This is a genomic window from Mobilisporobacter senegalensis (assembly GCF_003752155.1).
Classification (GTDB): Bacteria; Bacillota; Clostridia; order Lachnospirales; family Lachnospiraceae; genus Mobilisporobacter; species Mobilisporobacter senegalensis.
Genome location: NZ_RJVG01000005.1, coordinates 174,597 through 197,072 on the forward strand (window position 1 = coordinate 174,597; position 22,476 = coordinate 197,072).

Here is a 22,476-nt window from a genome sequence, read left to right on the forward strand (position 1 = left end):
TCTATTCTTTTGCATCCATACTGAATATCTTACGAATACTCTTAAGTAAAATCACACCTAGAAGTACTAGTAAAACACCTTGTGCATTTGCCAGTCCATAATTATTGTTGGTAAATACCGTTTTATACAGATACATGGGCATATTCATGGTTCTGCTTCCCGGTCCACCATTGGTGGTCATCATGATTATGTCCAGCTTTTGCAGCATACTAGTGGCTGCCAGAACTGCAGAGGTTCCAATAATATTTTTCATAAGTGGTAATACTACATATATATCTGTCTGAAAAGACGAGGCTCCATCAATCTTTGCTGCTTCATATACATCTTCTGAAACAGATGACATCTCAGCCATGACCAGAATTGTAACAAGTCCTGCATATGGAAGCCATGTCATAGTTACTGCTGAAAATGCAGACTTTGGATCCATAAACCAGTTCTGACTAAAGCCTTCTCCTGTTATTTTCATAATCAACGTATTGATAAATCCATACTGTGGATTCATTACACACAAGAACAGCATGCCTAATGCTGCACTTGAAATAACATTTGGTATAAAGAAAATAGTTCTTATTGCACTGCTATACCATCTCTTTTTTGCTAATATAATAGCTACTACAGTTCCAATAAAAACATGAAAAGTTGCCTGAAGAAGAATCCAGATAGCTGTATTTTTCAAACTATCCATAAATGTTTTATCTTCTGTAAATAAATATATGTAGTTCTTTAATCCAACCAAAGATATTTCCTTGCCAATGGACCAATCTGTAAAGGAAGTTCCAAACAAGACTATAATAGGTCCAAGAAATATAAAACTAAATAATAAAATTCCCGGAAGCAGAAAAAGTATTACCCACTTCTTATTTTTTGTCATAATATTCTCCATTCCGCAAATATTGCAAAAAAATAACGCAAGCATAAATATGAATCGCCATTAAATCCTTATTTATGCTTGCGCAATTGTCTAAAACACTTTATTACTTGCTCATTTCAGCTGCCTTTGTAAGGTAATCTGCAAACTCCTCTGGTGTAATCTCATCATATGCAAGTTCTGGATATCTAACAGCAGTTTCATCTACGATAGAAGAGAATGCCGTATTATCGATATTCTCAAATGTATACTTTGCACTACCAGACAACTGGATTAGTTCAGAAAGAATTGGATTAGCAGCTTTGTACTCAGCAGACATCTCAATATTGTCTGTTAAAGGAAGAACGCCTGCCTTCTCCAGGAATACACTCTGAGCATACTCACTTGTCTTGAACTTAAGGAATTCAAGTGCACCTGCTTGCTCCTCAGCAGACTTTCCGTTGGTACAAAGAATATACCCAACCTCAAACTGTGCAATCAATCCATCTTCAGGATAAAGAGCTACACCAACCTGATCTCCAAAACCTGGAATAGACTTAGTTTCATCTGTAAAATCAGGACACATCCAAGGTCCGTTTGCGATCATAGCCACATTACCCTGTTCAAAGTTATTTGCTGCATTTGCATAAAGTGCACCTACTGCATCTGGAGTAGTGTACTCTTTTAAACATGTTTTCAACATTTCTAAGCCCTTGATCACTGAGCTGTTATTATAATTTGCAGGATAGCTGGTATTCATGAACGCATTTCCATCTGCACCATCAGTACCAATCATTGCTGCCAGCCATAAATTTGTAGTCCATGCATTTTCACCAGTCATTAAAGCCAATGGTGTAAATCCTGCTTTCTTCAGCTTAGCATTGTTGCTCATGAACTCATCCCATGTCTTAGCTGGAGTGACACCCGCTTTTGAAAACATATCCTTATTGTAGAAATAGCCGATAATCTGACGCTGGTTGGAGATAGAGTAAACACTTCCGTCATCTTCCATGTTATAATTCATAGCGTCTTCTCCTACAAACTTCATCCATTCCGGATCTGCTTCTAAAAACGGTTTAATATTAACAGCTTGCCCATTTTCAATTGCCAGCTCTCTGATGCCATTCTTTCCAATCAATACATCTGGTAATGTTTGTGAAGATGCTAATATCTTCATCTTATCAACAAATGCATTATCACTAGGGAGTTCTTCTACTACTACTTTGTACTTGCCTTCAAACTTCTTATTGAATGCGTTGATTACTTCTTCTTCTGCTGCAGCAGATGCATGAGATCCAACCATAAAAGTTGCATAAGAGATTTCTACTGGTTCAGAGCTTGTTCCCTCCGGTGTATCCCCTTTGTCTGTCTCATCTACTGATGCCTCTGTGTTTGTACCTGTTTCTTTGCTGGCATCCTTGTTTTTACATGCTACCAATGACATAGTCATGGTAAGGGCTAACAGTAACGCAATTACTTTTGTTTTTTTCATAAGACCTCCTAAATAAACGATTTATTTTTTAATACAAGATTAGAATACCATTTCAGCCTGTTATACAGAATAGAATTGCTTTTCTTCCTGTTATGGAAATTTGACCTCTTCTTGTTTTATGTATTATCCTACTTATTTTTCTTATACAATTTTTACTTTTATGAAAATATTTTGATGTATTGTCTTCTTATCGTTGTTCCACAAAAATTCATATCCTATTAAAAGACCTCCTAGCGTCAGTGTTGCAACCAATTTACTAGGAGGTACATACATACTATATCTTAAATATTGCCACCGATTCATCTAAATCTTTTGCGTCTTCATCTAATTTAGCAGCAGCAGCCGTCAACGTTTCCACTGCCCTTAATTGTTCTGTGGTTATTCCTGCTAGTTCATTTGAGGCACTTGCGGTCTCTTGTGAAACTGACGAAATATTTTCAATAGCCCCCAATGTATCTTCCTTAGCATGCTCAATTTCTACCATTCTCTCTGAGATCTTTATTAAGTTCCTGGTTAATTCCTCAACGTGTTCGTTAATCTCACTAAAAAGAGCTATAGTATGCCCTAATGCATCACTTTGAGAGGCAACGATACCTTCTGCTTCTTTTGCAACTCCAACGGTCTTTATTGTTTTTTGATGGATTCCAATAATAATATTATCAATCTGATTGGCTGCAGTTGTAGATTGATTTGACAACTTTCTAATCTCATCCGCCACCACAGAAAATCCTTTGCCAAACTCTCCTGCTCTTGCAGCTTCAATAGAAGCATTTAAGGCTAATAGATTTGTCTCTTCTGCTATTGCATTAATTGTTTGAACAATTTCTCCAATAGAGTCTGATTCTTTCTCCAAATCCTCTATATTTCGGATCACTTCCCTCGTAATCTTAGTTGTATTCTTTGCCTTTTGCTCCAATTCACTTATTATTGTAAACCCATGTCTAACAACAGATTTTGTCTCTTTAGCGCTGTCTCCAATTGCACTTGTATTTAAATATATCTCGTTTATTTGTTTTGATAAAGTTGACATCTCTGCCAAACAATTACTTGAATCTTCTGCTTGTAGCATAATACCTTGTTCAATATCTAAAAGAGATTCATTAATTTTCTTTGTTGCATCAAGTAATACTTGTGAGCTTCCTGATACATCAAATGCAGAATGAGAAACAGTTGCACTTATCACTGTCACCTTTTGAATAAGTCCCATCATACTTTCAATCATGTGATTAATACTTCGTGCAAGAATTGCAAATTCATCTTTACGCTTCATTTCAACTCTTACACCCAAATTACCTTGAGCCGTTACATTCAATACTTGATTTGTTTTATTTATAACATTCCCAATTCCAGAAGCAATAATAGTTCCACATATAATCGCGATGATACTTGCTAAAAAAACAATTATAAGTGTAACTTCTTTCATTTCTTTTGCCTCTTTAATAATTTCTGCCTTTGGAATCAATGCACACAATAAAGCATTCCCTTTGCTTGTCTTTGAATATGAAAACATATATTCTTTATCACCAATATTTATATAACTATACCCTTGTTTATCATCACTATTTATGGCTTTCATAAAGTAGTCTTGTTCAGAAAGTTTATAATCTTTTAACTGTTTCCCCCCAACGATTTCCTTTCCATCACTTGTTATAAATGCAACGCTTCCCTTATCAAGCATTCCACTATTATCGAGTACTTTTTCAATATAATCGTTATTAACGTCAATAACAATAAATCCAATGGGCCTGCCACTGGAATTATACAAATAGCTCATATGGCTTATACTATAGTCTTTCCCATTTGATACATGTTCATCTATAAAAGAATGCCTTCCAACCCACGTTGTCTTTTCACCAGATTCAATAAAACTAAGTCCATCTTTCGATTCCATATAGTTATCATATAATGCTTCGCCTTCAGCACCATCCGCTGACACTCCAAAGGCTCTTCCATATTTAGAAAACAGATAAATATTACTGATATAAGTTTCCGTCCATATATTGGATGCAATTAAAGACTTCACATATTCATATTGTTTTAGCTCTTCCACTTTATTATCTCTGTAATAACCAGAATAATACTTCATCAACGTACTATTACTATTTAGCATATTGGCTTTCGATTCAACTGTACTAAATCCAAAGTCTAGATATTCAGTTAGACTATTAATTGTAGATATAGTAGCTAATTCATAGTTCCGAATGAGACCAGATGAAGCTTTTGAATAGGAAACTACCCCTAGTACTATAATCAACCCAACGGGAATGATAAAAGCTCCAATTAGTTTAACACGAATACTTCCCATAGAATCAAATATGTAACTTCTCTTTCTTTTATTAATAATTCTTTCTTTATGTATTTTTCTACTCAGTAACTTTTTCTTCATCAGTCTGACTTCCTCTCGAATTTAATAATTAACAAAAAAATCTATCCACGTCAAATTGACTCAAGTTACTGATAACTTCATTCGCTAAAGGCATATCTTCTTTCGTTCCAATGCCGACCGCAAACATATTTGAAGCCAATGCTGCTTGAATTCCTGCTATGGAATCTTCAAATACAACACATTTTTCATACGGAACTAACGCTTTATCCGCCCCAAATATAAACACTTCCGGATCAGGTTTTGCTGTTTTAACTAAATTACCATCTACTATCACATCAAAATAAGTCTCAATTCCAAGTTTACTCATTATCAAAGGAGCATTTTTACTCGCTGATCCTAATACTATTTTAACCCCTCTATTTCTTAATGTTTCTAGTAAACATAATGCTCCCTCTAGAAGTTCATCCCTGCCTATCTGTTCAATATAGCTTAAATACAATTGATTCTTCTCTTCCATCATCTGATTTTTTTCTTCTCGAGTAAACTTATTAATTAATCCACTATAGCCCAACAAAACTTCTAACGACTCTTCTCTGGATATGCCTTTAAGGAGTTCATTGTGTTTTATTGTAAAGTTGATATTCAGCTTCTTGGCAAGAGCAGCCCATGCAAAATAATGGTATTTTGCAGTATCCACAATTACACCATCTAAATCAAAAATAGCACATTCATATTTCATATCTATCCTCCACTAATTATTTTTCTAAAACTTGTTTTAGTGCAAGATTATAATACCCTTTCATCTTGTTACTCAGAATAGAATTATTTTTCTACTTGTTATGTTAATTTGACCTCTTCTTGTTTTATGTACTATTCTTCTTATTTTTCTTGTGTATTTTTTACTTATATAAAAATATTTTGATGTGTCTTCTTATTGCTCCTGCCGAAATTCAGACGGACTCATTCCAGTATATTTCACAAAAACATTGGTAAAATACGGTGCATCCTTAAATCCTACTGCCTGTGCTATCTCATAAATCTTTGTATTAGTACCTGCCAGAAGTTCTTTTGCCTTCCCTACTCTATACATGGCAATCTTCTCGGTAACAGTATGACCAGTCAATTTTTTATAAGCCCGGCTTACATAGCTACTGTTAAGGTACAGCTCATTGCTAATATATTGAAGATTAAGTTCTTCCTTGTAGTGCTTTCGTATACATTCATCCACCTTTTTTATCAACTCATTTTTAAAATTTTTCTTACCTATACAAAGCATTCTGACTCTTTTAATGGTGTGGTTTCCTACAAGAATCAAACTATATATCGTTTTTGCATTCTGAATCTTCTCATATACTTCCCTTTCCATTTCATTAAAGTCCTGATCCACATCCAGATGATACTTTACCGCTTTATGAATAATAGAGCTACAGATTACCAGCATATATAACTGACACTGTTCAAAAGCGTAGCCGGTATCAGCCAACCTTTCAAAACCTTCTGCCAGCTTTTCTTCTGCCTCTTGGCTTTCCTCATCAAAGGTCATCTCTAACAGCATATTAGTGTATCTGTCCACATCAAAATCTGTAATAGCACCCGCCAAAGACAGAGAGGTATACACATTGATAGCCGTTCCTTCCGTTGTTATCTTAGCCAATGTTTGTCTTGCTTCTTCATATCCTTTTTTAAGCTGTGCTATATCTTTTATTTCAGAACTAAGACCCAATTTCATATCAATATTCATGAATTCTTCTATCATGATGATTATACTGTTAAAATAATCTACTATGGTATTAATATTGATTGGGCTATTCTTTTTATATCTTACCGTAATAATCAAGTAGGAATCTGTAAACGGTATAATACTATAGCTGCAATCTTTCAATGAGATTCGAAGAATATTATTAAGAAGCTTTGACATATTTTGATTCCCTGTAACCCTATCGTAATAACCTATATCACAAGCACAAAGAACATAGTTGTTCTCCTGTAACTTCCCTTCTTCTATATCTTTTTCTGAAATTTCCCCCGTAGTGATCAGACGTTGAAAAATACTGACATAATTTAAGCTGCCAGGCATCTCTGATGTGCCGGATTCACTCATCTCTCGTTCCTTTACAATTTTCTCTATGGTTTTATTGATAGATATGGGCAATTCTTCTATAAATTCATTCTTTACAATAAAATCCGACACGTTATACTTGATTGCCTGCTTCGCCAATCCAAAATCAGAATACGCTGTTAATATAATTATCTTAGCCCCATACTTTTGACTAATTTTTTCACTGAGCTCAATTCCATCCATAATCGGCATTTTAATATCAGTCACAACAATATCTACGGGATTTCCCTCCATATACAGAAGAGCAGCACTGCCGTTATTACAAGAATGTACCACTTCACACCCTAATTCTCTCCAATTAATTAAATGAATAATACCTTCTCTGATATTACGTTCATCATCAACTATCATTACTTTTATCATTTTCCGTCTCCATTAACTTTTTGGGTATATGTATTTTAATATCAGTTCCTTCATTTTCCTTGCTTCGGATTTCTAAACCATACTGCTCACCATAAATCAACTTCAATCTTTGATTGGTATTGTTAAGCCCCATTTTATCACGCCGTATGCTGCCATCATTCTCTAAACCTACTTTTTCTGAAACTACCTCTGCCGCATTAAAACCAATTCCATTATCTATGACATGAATCAAAATCTCTTCTTTTCCATTTACAATAGCATATTCCAAAGTAACACGAACCATAGCTCCTTCTGACATATTTTCAATACCATGCACAATAGCATTCTCCACCATGGCTTCTATAATAAGTCTGGGAATTTTGCAGTTTAGTATGGAAGCATCTAATATATCAATACTATAGTTTAAACGATCATCAAATCTCTCCTTTTGCAGCCAGAGATAATACTCTACATATTCAAGTTCTTCCTTTATTGACACAATGGCACGTGCATCTTTATAGATACCTGCCCTCAATAATGCCGACAACGAAGAAATCATCTTGTAAATCTTTTCATCTCCCGACATTTTTGCCTTGATTTGTATCGTTAATAAAATATTAAACAGAAAGTGTGGATTCATTTGATGTTGAAGAAATTTAATCTCCATTTCATCAAGTAATATTTTGGACTCATAGGCACTCTTCACCAAACGCTTTACTCCATTCGTCATAAGAACAAAAATCACCACTATAAATGCAGCAAATAGTATCGATACCATAATAAAGTATCTCATGCCTATAAAAGTACTTAATACTACCTCTTGTTTCGGATAAAGATAGATTAGGTCGTATCCCTTATTTATCGTTCGTTTTGTTACAATATAACTGGTTCCATTCATCACAAGCTCACTTTTTACTGTTGAATTAGGCAATACAAATAGCTGCTTTGGCAATTCTTTGCCCAACCATTTACTATCATTGGAAGAATAAACGGTTCCCTCTTTGTTTGTCATAAACACCAGTGAACCATCATAAGTAGCCAGACTATTCAATCTTTCTCCAAAACACTGTTCATTTGTAGCACCAATTATATATAAGGCTTTGGCACTTTTAAAATCTGATTTGATACGTAATGTGGTATAAATGGTATAATCATCTTCTGTAGGAGGAAGTTCTACCGTATAATCTTCCATGTCCTTAATCTGCTCATATACTATTCTAGAAGAGGTAATAATCTGTTTTGCGCTATAAGGCTTCGTATAAGTAAACGCTAACAATTGATCATTTTCATAGATAGCAACATAATCAAACAATTCAAAGTTCCATACATTGTTATCTGTAAGAATCTTCTGCATTATCTTGTTCAGGTTCTCCTGATTCAGCCGACTCCTCTTATCTCCCCTGGAGAAAAAAGTTTCATCCCTTCGCCAGCCTTCTATTGAATCACTGCCTGACAAAGAAAAAGTGGTTCCTCTGATTAATTCATGAGTCTGCCTTAGACTTTCTATATCCACATCCACCATAATATCTATATTTTTATAGTTATTTTTCAGAATATTCTGGTATGTTTCCCGGCTTACATATGTTCCATATAGCAAAAATGTTGCCATTAATATAACGCTGAACTTAAGAATAAAACTATTTTTTTTCATCCTTTATCCCTTGCGCCTCTTCAATTCTAGACGCAACATCCTTTATCTCATCTTGTTGAAGCAGATATCCTAAAGTAATCCAGGAATCCATATATTTGTGAGGCTCCAGATACATCAATTCTCCATCAATGGCTTTTTGTTTGATTGAATTAGGCCTGGTCTTACACGGCTCAATTGCGTACATAGGTTTATTTATTGCTCTTTTGGCAATCAATGTTCTCGGAAATACATCTAAAGGTCTTACAAGAACAGCTGCCATCGTCCATCTATCATCCACTAGCATCTCCGCTGTGACATGATGGGTATTCGGAAGAGGAAGCATCTCTAGTCCCCGTACTTCTGCCGGAACATATTGATAGCATCTGATAGGATCCAGTTTCATACTGTGATCATATATTCTCTTTGGGTCCTCCTCGATTGGAGCAGAGTCACGCAGTAACATATGTTCTGTTTTTACAGGTAACACGTATCTACCTCCTTTTGATACAAAAGCACCTGCCGGTTGGATATGAAATCCATCATCAATATGCTGCCTGTTCTCTGTAAGATTGAATGTTCTTTCATATCGAGTTAAAAAAGTGGAATTCCGCTTAGTGACTATGCGGATATCCTTTTTATACACCGGGTTCTTCTCATATCCTCGAATTGTTACTGTACCCATAACCTCTATCTCTTCCTTCGTTTCCTTCTGAGAAAAAGAGTAAGGATCTACAGTTGAATAAGCACCGGTTCCATGCACGGTTCTTATCCTATCCGGTGTTCCAAACACCTCGGGACCAATGGTCGTAACGCTGGCTACAAATCCTTTGTCCCAGGATCCCTGTTCTTTTAAATCAACACTGTCTGGATGAAGCAGTTCCCCCTCTGGTTCCTCCCAAGACACCTTTTCTCCATTTATATAAATATTACCAATATCCATGCCTCTCTCCGGGAGAACTGTAAACGACATACAACCATTATCTATGGTCACGATTTGTAGTTTTTTGCCATACCTGTCATAATATTCTGCCATATTCATTTCCTCCTATTTATACATAGGATATCGAAAATATAATTAGCATTAAATAGCTGACATTTCCTTTATGATGTAAAATATTGACCTGAAAAAACTCAGTACAAAATACACTAAATTTTCTTATAGAATTTTGACTTTTCTTACAATATTTTTAGCACATCTATACCATTCTGTTATTCGAAAATATTACATATGCAATTCCAAACCTAGCCTTACTTTGACGAAGTTTATCAATAGCCACTTCTGATTAATGTACACATAATAGTGCACATATTTTTTTGGATAATAACAACTATAATTAGGTGTTGTTTTACTTCATTATTTTCTAATTAAATTTTGGAGAAAAATATCATAATATCCCCCCTTTGATATTTCCCATTTATTATCATGAATTTTAACTAAATATAAACTCATGATATCATATTAAATAAATTAAATAAAATAAAATTCACTAGAATTCATATACACCAAGCAGCAAAGTGTATTGTTTATACTTTTGTAAATGATGTAAGCTTTTTTCGTAGAATAGATGAATGTAATTATCTTTGGGATATGCTTGGACAGGTTGATGAAAGGACTACTCTAAGTTATATTTACAATCCCAATACGGAACAAGAGAACCTTAATATTATGAATAAAGCTCTGAAAAAGAGCGATAGAAAGAACACGAAATCGTAGTATAGATACGGTGCACATATCAGCGCAGCAAAAAATCCCTTGAAAACAAGGGATTGGGAAAGCACGAGACGGCGCACGAGGTCCAGTGGACCTCGGTTATGCGCGGACCGGAGCGAAGCGGAGACATTCGAACTTCGAGTCCAGGATTGGACTCGAATAAAGTAAAAAGGATATCCATCCGGATATCCTTTTTACTTTATTAAGCACGAGACGGGATTCGAACCCGCGACCCTCGCCTTGGCAAGGCGATACTCCACCACTGAGCCACTCGTGCATATTATGTTATGTGCATTTCTTAAGCACATGACATAATATACTATATATAATTGAGTTTGTCAATACCTTTGGAAAAGTTTTTTAATTTTTTGTGTTTTTTTATACTATTTATTTAATTAACACACTTGTTATATATTCATTCTTTTTAAACTCTTTTTCTGCAATATTATCCTGCTTCTTCACAACGATATCAAGCCATAATTCTTCAGAAGTGAGCATGATGTGGGAAAGCATGATACCAATATCAATTTCCCGTGTGTTTTTTAATAGACGGCCTGATAAGAAATCTTTTCTTGCAAATACATGAATGCGATTATCATATAATATAAATCTCCAGGGCTGGCTGTTCATACTTGATGGGGCTAATCTGGCGGCTTTTATAATTGATTTTATACTGTTTGGAATTTCAGATTTATAACTGCATAAGTGCTCTTCACTAATACGCCTTGCTTTTCTACTTTCTCTATATATATTCTCTTTTGTTTTTCCAAAAGCCATAATAGATGCAACTGGATATTCCAGGTCAGCAATCTGACTTCTTTTTACTTTTGAAACTCCTAAAATACAGGAACCAATTCCTTTGGTAGTTAAATACAGAGAAATCTGCTCTATAACATATCCCACATTTAATAGATGATCTTCTTTTTCCTCAGATGCGATCACTAAATAATAAGGGGCCTTTACATTCGTACTTATTGGTAATTCATTGGTATCCTTTAAATTTTTTAAAATCTTAAAAGATACTTTAAAATGTTCATCCAGCAATGAAACATGTTTTATAAAGTTCATCAGATTATCTAAAATTCGTGGTTCAATCTCTTCCATGATATAATTTCTGGAAGACTTTCTAACAAATATAGCATCGTATAAATTCATTCGTCCTCACCCTTCTAGGAGCACTCCCTCTATTCAAAAATCATTTAATATTTATTTAACATTTATGTCACATTTAATTAATATTTATATTTTTCCTATTCTATACTATATTCTAACATATTATTGAAAATTTTATTGCACAATTTATAATTTTTTAAAGGCTACTTTTTGTACATTTTAACGGTATTACAGGAAATTTGAAGTTCCTCATAATCAATAAAACGAAATAGATTGACCATTTTCTTCATCAAAATAATTTATAAATTATTTATGTATTTTTTACCACATTTTAGTCATATTTTGGCTGTTTTATTAGTGAATATTAAAACTATTTTTGTTTTGTAACATTTTATTAATATTTAAAATTGAGTGAAATTATTAAATCTAAACTTTACATTTTATGCATCCAGGCTTTGTTACTTTCTAAAAAATCAAAAAAGAGTGTGCTTTTGAAAGCAACACTCTCGGTTATTCTTATTATTACTCTTTTTCTTATTCTTACTCTTATTCTTCATTTATAATTGCATTGATGCGATTAATAAGCATCGTAATCGCTACATCATTCATACCGCCCCTGGGAATGATCACATCTGCATATTTTTTATATGGTTCCACAAATAATTCATGCATTGGTTTCACTGTATTCGTATATTGCTCAATAATAGACTCAAGGCTTCTTCCACGTTCTTTCACATCTCTTACGATACGGCGGATCAATCTTTCATCTGCATCTGCATCTACATATATTTTTATATCCATTAAGTCACGTAATTCTGCATTTTCAAATATCATAAATCCTTCTACAATAATTACTTTCGATGGATTTACCCTTACAGTCTCTGCTAATCTGTTATGTTCTGTAAAAGAATATACTGGCCGTTCTATAGAAATCCATTGCTTTAATAGCTTAATATGATTGATTAATCTATCTGTATCGAACGCATTTGGATGATCATAATTTAATTTTGCTCTCTCTTCAAAAGGCAATTCATTATGTGGTAAATAATAAAAATCATGACTTAATAATTCAACACTTTCTTTACATGCCTCTTTTAATCGGTTTGCAACCGTAGTTTTACCAGATGCTGACCCTCCTGCCACACCTATTACAATAACGTCTTCCATCTTTGTCCTCCAATCTTTATTCCCCACATTATAACACGATAATTTTTCATAATCAACGGAATGTCTTAACTTTACAGAAAATTCTATAAGCTGCTCCAAATATATACATTCTCCTGTAAATACAGAAAAAGCTGTTGCAAAATTTTATCCTTTTCTGTCAAAAAAGAAGTAGTTAGTTCCTTCTTTTTTGATAAAACTATTTTTGCAACAGCTTCATTATTTATTTGTAATATTCTACACCGGATTCAAAGATATATTGATTTTGATTTCCAACAATATTTAATGATACACCTTCTCTACTGCGTTCAGAATGGGCCATCTTGCCTAACACTCTTCCATCCGGACTTGTAATACCTTCAATTGCATAGTATGAACCATTGGGATTAAAGTCTTCATTCATAGTGGGATTACCGTTAATATCCACATACTGAGTGGCTATCTGGCCATTTTTAATTAATTTCTGAATCCATTCTTCACTGGCTACAAAACGTCCTTCTCCATGAGAAGCAGGTATGGAATAGACCCCGCCTAATTCTGCTTTTTGCAGCCATGGTGATTTGTTACTGACAACTTTTGTATAGACCGCTTTGGAAATATGACGTCCGATGCTGTTCGTTGTTAAAGTAGGAGAATCTTCTTTTGCAGGTGTAATTTCTCCATATGGCACAAGACCTAATTTAATTAATGCCTGAAAACCATTACAGATACCAAGACACAAACCATCTCTCTCTTTTAGAAGCTGATTTACCGCTTCTTTGATCCTCTCATTACGAAATGCAGTTGCAATAAATTTACCTGAACCGTCTGGTTCGTCTCCCGCACTAAATCCGCCTGGGAACATAAGGATCTGTGCTTCATTGATTCCCTTTACAAATGCTTCCACAGAATCTCTGATATCTGCTTCATTTTGATTCTTAAATACTGTTGTTGTTACATCCGCACCAGCCATTTCAAATGCACGCATGGAATCGTATTCACAATTGGTTCCCGGAAATACAGGAATAAATACTTGCGGTTTTGCATATTTTTCCTTACCAATATAAATGGTCTTGGCATCATAAAGTTTTGTATCAATTACCTTATCTTCCACCCCTGAACTTGTTGGAAATACTTTTTCTAAAGTTCCCATCCAGGTATTTAAAGCTTCCTCCATACTTACAATCATATTGCCACATACGAACCTTTCGTCAGAAGTAATCTGACCGATTCTCTTATATTCCACCTTGATCTTATCCAGATCTGATTCTGAAATCTCTCCAATGATCGAACCATATTCCGGTGCAAATAACTCTTTGTTACTTAGGCTCTCGTCAAGGGTCACTCCTAATTTATTGCCAAATGCCATCTTACTAACCGCCTCAGAGATTCCGCCAAAGGATATGGCATAGGCTGATGTTAAGACTTTCTCCTTGATTAACCTTGTTATTTCCTGATACATAGAGACCAAAGAAGAATAGTCCGGTAAATCATATTCATCTTTCTTAATTGTAAATTTAACTAAAACATTCCCTGCCTTCTTTAGTTCAGGAGTGACTACATCTTTATATTTTGCAACATCTACTGCAAAAGATACCAAAGTTGGAGGAACACTGATATCATTAAATGTTCCTGACATACTGTCTTTCCCACCGATAGAAGGAAGTCCTAATTTCATCTGGGCATCGTAAGCACCAAGGAGCGATACGAATGGTTCACCCCAGTTCTTTTTATCTGCTCCAAGCCTTCTAAAGTATTCCTGGAATGTAAATCTGATTTTTGAATAATCTCCGCCTGCTGCAACAATCTTAGCCACTGATGAGATAATTGCATATACAGAACCATGATATGGACTCCAGGAGGATAGATAAGGGTCAAAACCGTAACTCATCATGGTCACAGTATCACAATTTCCTTTTAAAACTGGTAATTTTGCAATCATAGTCTGTGTTGGAGTTAATTGATATTTCCCCCCATAAGGCATTGTTACTGTAGCAGCTCCAATGGAACTATCAAACATCTCAACCAGACCTTTTTGAGAGCAGACATTTAAATCACTTAGATTTTCAAGCCATTTCTTCTTTAAATCACTCACATTGATTTCTTTGTTGATATAATTGTTTTCCTTATCTGGCATCAAGACCAGTACATCTGTTTCCTGATGGGCACCATTTGTATCTAAAAATGCCCGGGATATATTTACGATCTCTTTGTCTCTCCAGAGCATTATAAGTCTTGGTTCTTTCGTCACCTCTGCTGCAACCACTGCCTCCAGATTCTCTTCTCCTGCAAAGATAAGCATTTTATCAACATCTTTTTTATCTACCACAACGGCCATTCTTTCCTGGGATTCAGAAATGGCAAGTTCTGTTCCATCTAAGCCGGCATATTTTTTTGGAACTCTGTCAAGATATATATGAAGGCCATCTGCTAATTCACCGATTGCAACAGATACTCCACCTGCACCAAAATCATTACATTTTTTTATAATAGAACTCACTTCTTCTCTGCGGAATAATCTTTGGATCTTTCTCTCCGTTGGGGCATTTCCCTTTTGAACTTCTGCACCACAAGTTTCAATGGAACTTTCCGTATGGACTTTAGAAGAGCCGGTTGCACCACCACAACCGTCACGCCCGGTTCTGCCGCCCAGTAAGATAATCATATCTCCTGGTTCAGAATTTTCACGAATTACATTGCGTCTTGGGGCAGCGCCCATAACAGCTCCGATTTCCATTCTTTTTGCCACATAATTGGGATGATAGATTTCATTTACAAGACCTGTGGCAAGACCAATCTGATTGCCATAAGAACTATAACCACTTGCTGCACCAGTGACAATTTTTCTCTGAGATAATTTGCCTTTTAATGTTTCTTTTAATGAAACCGTCGGATCAGCTGCACCTGTCACACGCATTGCCTGATACACATATCCACGCCCTGAGAGGGGATCTCTGATTGCTCCCCCAAGACATGTGGCTGCACCACCAAAAGGTTCGATTTCCGTTGGATGATTATGTGTCTCATTCTTAAAGAACACCAGCCATTCTTCTTCTTTTCCATCAATTTCAACAGGTACAATAATAGAACATGCATTAATTTCATCGGATACTTCCATATCCTCTAATTTACCATCTGCACGTAACTTACGCATAGCCATTAGAGCAATGTCCATTAAAGAGATATATTTATCATCTCTTCCTTTAAATATGACTTCACGATCTGTCAGATAACGGTCATAGGAGTCCTTGATTGGTTTTTGGTAATAACCATCCTCAAATTCAATATTTTTTAATTCTGTTAAAAATGTAGTATGGCGGCAATGATCGGACCAATAAGTATCTAAAACCCGAATCTCAGTCATAGTTGGATTACGATGTTCTTCTTCCTTAAAATAATTCTGGATATGGATAAAATCCTTGAATGTCATTGCAAGACTTAAAGAATCATATAATTCCTTTAAGTCACCTTCATTAGATTGAATAAATTGCTCAAAGATTATTACATCTTCCGGCTCTTCAAATTCAGAAATCAAAGTTTCCGGCTTTATCTCATTGGTTTCCCTGGAATCTACCGGATTAATACAATATGCTTTTACCTTTTCCACTTCATCTATATCAAGATTTCCTGATAACACATAAGTAACTGCTGAACGAATGACCGGTTCTTCTTTTTCATTAAGAAGTTTCACGCACTGTACTGCCGAATCTGCCCTTTGATCAAATTGGCCCGGTAAAAATTCTACAGAGAAAATATTATCTGTTTTATCATATGGAAAATATTCTTCATATAAATAATCTACAGGCGGCTCAGAAAAAATGGTACCAAGAGATTTTGAATATGTTTCCTCACTTAAATTTTCGATGTCATAACGGATTAGCACTCTGACCTTTACAAGATTTTTTATACCAAGATAATTTATTATTTCCCCTTTTAATTCCTTTGCTTTGATCGCATAAGATTCTTTCTTTTCTACATAAATTCTCTTTACGTTACTCATGGTTTACCTCCACATTGCAATGTTCATCAGTTCATTGAAGCAAATTTGTCATATCTATACAGATTAGGCCCTTAAAGATGTCATACCTTTTACATACTAATCTGCTTATTGTACATATTATAACATATGTTGTTTTATAAATAAAATTAATATATGTTTAATCAATCATTAGTATCACTTATTAAGTTTCCTGTCAATTAATATTTCAATATATTGACAACGATCTGATTCTTAAGTTGAACTTTATACAAACTATTGACCTTTAAGCCATATTATAATATCACATAGTAATGGCTCATAACAAATATATTTGTTATGAGCCATTCTATCTTTATAAATATCAGCTATGATTTCAGATAATTATTTTGCTTCTGTCTCATCAGCCTCAGTATCGTCTGCACTCTCAGAATCTGAGTCCTGTGCTGCATCAGAACTTTCTTCCGTAGTTCCTTCTGCTGCACTTGTATCCTCTGCCTGGATAAGAGTTGTTTCACCCATTACAATTTCATTCCAAACTTCATCGTTGATTGTAACTTTATATGTTTCTTTAATCTTTGCATATTCAGCTTCAAATTGCTTTTGTTCTTCTTCACTGATTTTTTTATCTACCTCAGCTTTATAAGATTCATCAGAATTGTTGTTGACCATTTTAATAATATAGTATCCATCTGCTGTTTCAACAACATCTGTTACTTCATCATTTTTCAGACCTTTGGCTAATTTCTCGTATTCTTCACTTACAGCCCCCTGGCCTATAACAAAGTTATTATCCTGTTTTTGAATCTCTTCCTGACCTTCGACGATTTTATCAAACTCGTCGCCGGCTTTTGCTTTCTCAAGAACTGTATCTAACTTCTTCTTAGCATCTGCTTTTTCTTTATCTGAAAATGCAACTGTTTTTCCTTCTTCATCAATTGTTGATGTTTCAACAAATAACGCCTGGGTATTATATTGTTTTAATTCATCTTTATCCACGGTAGCCGTAATTGCAGCATCATCTATTTCAAATTTATCAATCATATCCTGAATATATCTACTGGTAACCATTAATTTTTCAACTACATCTTCTACAATTTCTTTCGTAAGGCCAGTTTTTTCTAATTGTTCTTCTGTAATTGCACTCATAAATTGTTCAACATTTGTTGGAAGAGTCTCTTTTTCTTCAGCTGTTAATTCATATCCTGCTTTTTTCGCTTCAGCATATAATATCTCATATTGAACTACCATATCCATAGTTGAAGTTTTTGCGAATTCACGCATCGTTACGCCTTCAGAATATTCCATATCCCAATAACTTGTTCCCATATATGCTTTATACATTTGATCATACTGATCCAATTGATATTCATTCATAAAAATATAGTACATCATCTCATCAAGATATACCTTTGAATCCCCAACTGTAACAGTTAATTTTTTTGAATTTTCACTTCCACCTGACTTACTACATCCAGTCACTAAAGTCAGCGCCAATGTAAATATAAGTAAAGTTGATATGATTTTCTTAATTTTTTTCACTTTGTTTCCTCCATTATAAGTTTTTGTAGGCGATGGAATCCATTTAATATGCATAGAAAGCAATCATAATTCATTCATATCGTCATGAATAATATTTTAACCTTTTTCTAGGATAAGTCAAGTTCAAAGAAGGATTTCACAGAAACTACATATTTATCTGAAGGCTGCCATTTTCACTTTACCATGTTACCGTAACAAAATATATTACTTGTTATTTATCAGAATGTATGTTACTATCAAAGTGTTCATTAGTAAAGCTTATAATATTTTGCTTATTTAGTAGCATGGCAACTAAACATAAGATTAACGGGAGGTCAAAGTATGGATATCAATTATGAATTATACAAAGTGTTTTATAAGGTTGCAAGAACACTTAGTTTTTCCGAGGCTTCAAAAGAATTGTTCATATCTCAGTCAGCAGTAAGTCAATCGATCAAAGTTCTGGAAAAGCGTTTAAACCAGACTCTTTTCATTAGAAGTACGAAAAAGGTCAAGCTGACAAAAGAAGGCGAAATGTTATTTAAACATATAGAGCCGGCCATTAATCTTATTATGCGTGGAGAAAATCAAATATTTGAAGCCAATGAATTAGGCGGCGGTCAGTTAAGAATTGGAGCAAGTGATACTATCTGCCGATATTTTCTGGTTCCATATTTAAATGAATTCCACAAAAAGTATCCAAAAGTACATATTAAAGTTACCAACGGGACTTCTTTGCAATGTGTAGAATTACTTGAGAATAATCAAGTTGACCTTATCATTATAAACACTCCTAACTCAAGATTAAATAATATAACAAGCATTCGGACCATTAAAGAATTTCAGGATGTATTCATTGTTAATAAAGAGGCTTTTCCTATAGAATCTACAAAACTATCTTTAGAAGACTTATTAAATTATCCAATACTTATGCTGGAGAAAAACTCAACTACCAGTGAATATCTTCATAATCTATTTCTCCAGCATTCACTGGATCTCGTTCCGGCAATTGAATTAAGCAGTAATGATCTGTTAATTGACTTAGCTAAAATAGGTCTTGGGGTCGCATTTATTCCTGACTTTTGTATTAGCGAAGATAACAAAGAGCTTGTTACCCTAAAGACAGAGGAAGAATTGCCAACAAGAACCTTAGTAGCTGCATATAATGATAAAATACCTCTTTCCGGCGCTGCCCAGTATTTTCTGGATAGTCTGGACAACTCCGGTATCATTAATGAATCAGATATCAGTTTAAATGAAAGCAGCTTATAAAATTTTATAATAACAGCAAAATAAAAATGCCCTGTTTTATATACAGCGGCATTTTTATTCTTCTTTTAAATTAAACTTTGATCCATAATATTTTCAAATTCTTTCACTGGTACCGGTCTGGAATAAAAATATCCCTGGGCCATATCGCAAGAAATATCACGCAAGAAATCTGATTGCATCTTCGTTTCTACTCCTTCGGATAATACCTTCATATTAAGTTCCTTCGCCATATTTATGATATTAGATACGATCACTTTGCCTTCTTTATTCATCTCACCTTGGAGAAAGAATCCTTTGTCTATTTTTAACACATCCGTTTGAATATCTTTAAGCAGGTTTAAGGATGAATAGCCTGCGCCAAAATCATCAATGGATACCTGATATCCAAGTTTACGAAATTCCCTCATGGCATTTAGAGCCAATTCTGTATGCTCTAAAAAGATAGTTTCTGTTAATTCTAATTCAAGTAATTCTGGCGATATATTATAACTATCCACCAATTTTTTGAATTTCCCCACAAAGTCTTCCTCGTTTAAATGAACCCTTGAAACATTTACGGAAATTGGTATCACATCGACACCATTATCGATCCATTTTCTCAGAGTTTTGCAAACTTCTTCATAAACAAAGAAATCTAAATTAATAATAAATCCATTCCTTTCAAATTGTGGAATGAAATTGTCCGGAGGTATAATAGTACCTTCTGGTTTAATCCAGCGGACTAATGCTTCTGCTCCCACTAATCTCCCATCAGAAAGATTAATCTTAGGCTGGAGATAAATACTAAATTCATTATTCTTTAATGCCTCATCCATGGAGTTGGCAATTTCAATCTCTTTTGTGATCTTCTCAAACATCTGGTCATCATATAGTTTACATTGTGGTCTTTGAGAAGATTTTATACTTTTTCTTGCGATATTGGCATTGTCAATGGCAGTGGAAATATCAATGTTATCCTGAATTACACATACTCCACTAATAATAATAATATTTAAATTTCTGTTTTTTAATTTCTGCCCCTGGCGAAATTTTTCATTTACAGAATCAACTCGTTTCATTAGAGAGTCTTCATCCTTAAACTTCACGAGCAACATAAAATTATCGGCTGAAATTCTGGCAGCCAGTTCATTTTGTTTACAACTCTGAGTGACTAAATCAGCATAATCACAAAGTACCTGGTCTCCTTTTTTATATCCTAAAGTATCATTAATAAATCTAAAATTACTAATATCCGATACAATAATTGCAAATTTATCTTTTTCTTTGGAATGACGGATAATAGTTTCAGAATCTCTTTTAAACTTATAGAAGGTGGAAATTCCTGTCAATTCATCATAATTACGCATCTTTTCCATTTTCTCATTACTTTGCTGGGATGTTCTTATCTTTAATAAATAAGATGCAACAATTTTAGTAATTGTCAGCAAAGAATCAATTTCACTTTTCACCCAGGTTCTATGTTCATCACAATCCTCAATACTAATACAGCCACGGAAATTCCCCTCTTCAAAGATACCACATTGTAGTATGGATTTTACTCCCAAAGAGTTGATGACTTTATAATAAGGATATTCGTTGCTGTCCAAGGCAGCACAATCTGTAACTGCAAAAAAGCCTTTTTCATTAAAAAAGCTGCTATATTCCTGATCATAATTCTTTAAAGTATATTGTTTGTAAATATTTTTCTTATCATTTTTTGCTCTCCATAGATATGTTAATCTAGGAGTTTTTTCATATTCATCTGTCTCAAATATTGATACTTGATTAACGCAGTAATATTTCCCCAGCTGCTGAAGCAACATATTGATGGCACTACTGATATCTTTTGTACTTGCCATAATATCAAATGCAAATGTAGTAATTTCTTTATCAAATATAGAATATCCAAATTTTCTATCTTCTTTTACCTGATATGTATTATGATACTTTTCTGTTTCTATTTCTTTCCTGTCTTTTTTATTGTAATATATATAACCATTCTTACCTTGATTTTTCACTTCATATAAAGCGTGATCCGCACTTTTGAACAAAGAATCAAAATCCTGTCCGTCTTTCGGATATCTTGAAACTCCAATACTACAAGATATTTGATTTGTTAACCCTTCACCGCTATAGGTTTCCTCACAAACCTTTTTGATCATGCTTACTTTTTTATCTAATTCCTCTTTTTTATTGATTTCTTTTAAAAACAGAAGGAATTCATCTCCTCCGATACGGCCAATATATCCTGCAGTATAAAAAAGTTTTTTAAATGTATCTGCAACATTTTTAAGTACGGTGTCTCCAAACAGACGCCCCAGATTATGGTTGATTGCTTTTAAATTATCAATATCTAAAATTAAGAAAGCATGGTTCTTTCCTTTCCCCTCCTCATTTAAATAATTATTGATCTTGGTCTCCAATGCCATCTTATTATTCAGCTTTGTTAAAGAATCAAAATATATTTTGCTCACATCATTAATATTTCTCTTATCTTGTTTATCAATATTATAGACACATCCCATTAAAGTGGTTAAGTCATTATTCTCATTAAGTAATGCTTTGGTCCTTACAAAATGCCAGGTAATATTACCCTTTTTATCAATCTGACGATATTCAAGGTTCCCTACTGTTCTATTCTTTAATAACTTTAAAATATTGTCTTTGTCTTCTTCATGAATATATTTCGTAGTAATGACATATTTACTGAATTCCTTTAATATACCGCCTTCAACGTCATTTCCACTGTACTTTAATAAATCTTTAACTACATCATATTCGAAATAAATATCTGAAATAAGACTTAATATATTATTTAATTTATCATTTGTAAGATTTTCACTCCAAAATATCTCGCCCTGTCTCATTGGTGCCCCCTTGTAGTCCTAAAAAGGATATTTACTTATGTAAAGTTTTTCTATTTATACGATTATAATCCCTATTTATATTACACTTTGATTTCATTCGTGCATTTTCCCGTAAATTAGTACTATTATAACATTAAA

13 protein-coding genes and 1 tRNA gene are annotated in these 22,476 nt (G+C 34.1%); 1 reads left to right on the top strand and 13 read right to left on the bottom strand.

All coding sequences use genetic code 11. The features are described 5' to 3' along the window. Position 1: 1 nt before the first annotated feature. From EDD66_RS09875 to EDD66_RS09930, 12 genes are all read right to left on the bottom strand, one after another. A complete protein-coding gene (locus tag EDD66_RS09875; protein WP_123609409.1) occupies positions 2-871 on the bottom strand; it encodes a carbohydrate ABC transporter permease in 870 nt (289 codons plus the stop codon). A 103-nt stretch (positions 872-974) separates the two neighbouring features. After that, positions 975-2,339 (bottom strand): ABC transporter substrate-binding protein, encoded by a 1,365-nt coding sequence (locus EDD66_RS09880; RefSeq protein ID WP_123609410.1) that lies wholly within the window; start codon positions 2,337-2,339, stop codon positions 975-977. Between the two features lie 274 nt (positions 2,340-2,613). Further along, complete coding sequence (locus EDD66_RS09885; protein ID WP_123609411.1) at positions 2,614-4,725, bottom strand: methyl-accepting chemotaxis protein; 2,112 nt, start codon at positions 4,723-4,725, stop codon at positions 2,614-2,616. A 28-nt stretch (positions 4,726-4,753) separates the two neighbouring features. Next, positions 4,754-5,404 carry a beta-phosphoglucomutase gene (gene pgmB / locus EDD66_RS09890; RefSeq protein ID WP_123609412.1) on the bottom strand — a complete coding sequence of 217 codons (651 nt, stop codon included), beginning with the start codon at positions 5,402-5,404 and terminating at the stop codon, positions 4,754-4,756. 192 nt (positions 5,405-5,596) lie between these two features. Continuing rightward, entirely contained in the window at positions 5,597-7,147 is a 1,551-nt protein-coding gene (locus EDD66_RS09895; protein ID WP_123609413.1) for a response regulator transcription factor, read from the bottom strand. Continuing rightward, positions 7,125-8,777, bottom strand: a complete 1,653-nt coding sequence (locus EDD66_RS09900; RefSeq protein ID WP_123609414.1) for a sensor histidine kinase — start codon at positions 8,775-8,777, stop codon at positions 7,125-7,127. The genes EDD66_RS09895 and EDD66_RS09900 overlap by 23 nt, the downstream gene beginning before the upstream one ends. Beyond that, the gene (locus tag EDD66_RS09905) at positions 8,764-9,789 is read right to left on the bottom strand and encodes a DUF4432 family protein (protein WP_170164314.1); all 1,026 of its coding nucleotides are present in this window, start codon (positions 9,787-9,789) and stop codon (positions 8,764-8,766) included. Before EDD66_RS09905 ends, EDD66_RS09900 begins: the two co-directional genes overlap by 14 nt. Positions 9,790-10,672: 883 nt before the next feature. Then, positions 10,673-10,744: transfer RNA gene (locus EDD66_RS09910), tRNA-Gly, on the bottom strand. Between the two features lie 110 nt (positions 10,745-10,854). Then, positions 10,855-11,622, bottom strand: coding sequence for a nitroreductase family protein (locus EDD66_RS09915; RefSeq protein ID WP_123609416.1), 768 nt, complete (start codon positions 11,620-11,622; stop codon positions 10,855-10,857). Between the two features lie 504 nt (positions 11,623-12,126). Beyond that, positions 12,127-12,747, bottom strand: coding sequence for a uridine kinase (gene udk, locus EDD66_RS09920; RefSeq protein ID WP_123609554.1), 621 nt, complete (start codon positions 12,745-12,747; stop codon positions 12,127-12,129). Positions 12,748-12,967: 220 nt separating this feature from the next. Further along, positions 12,968-16,723 (bottom strand): phosphoribosylformylglycinamidine synthase, encoded by a 3,756-nt coding sequence (locus tag EDD66_RS09925; RefSeq protein ID WP_123609417.1) that lies wholly within the window; start codon positions 16,721-16,723, stop codon positions 12,968-12,970. 360 nt (positions 16,724-17,083) lie between these two features. Next, positions 17,084-18,241 (bottom strand): peptidylprolyl isomerase, encoded by a 1,158-nt coding sequence (locus tag EDD66_RS09930; protein WP_170164315.1) that lies wholly within the window; start codon positions 18,239-18,241, stop codon positions 17,084-17,086. Positions 18,242-18,562: 321 nt separating this feature from the next. Between EDD66_RS09930 and EDD66_RS09935 the strand changes: the two genes are divergently transcribed. Beyond that, complete coding sequence (locus EDD66_RS09935; protein WP_123609419.1) at positions 18,563-19,492, top strand: LysR family transcriptional regulator; 930 nt, start codon at positions 18,563-18,565, stop codon at positions 19,490-19,492. 65 nt (positions 19,493-19,557) lie between these two features. Here EDD66_RS09935 and EDD66_RS09940 read toward each other — a convergent pair whose 3' ends face one another. Beyond that, the gene (locus EDD66_RS09940) at positions 19,558-22,338 is read right to left on the bottom strand and encodes an EAL domain-containing protein (protein WP_123609420.1); all 2,781 of its coding nucleotides are present in this window, start codon (positions 22,336-22,338) and stop codon (positions 19,558-19,560) included. Between the last annotated feature and the right edge of the window lie 138 nt (positions 22,339-22,476).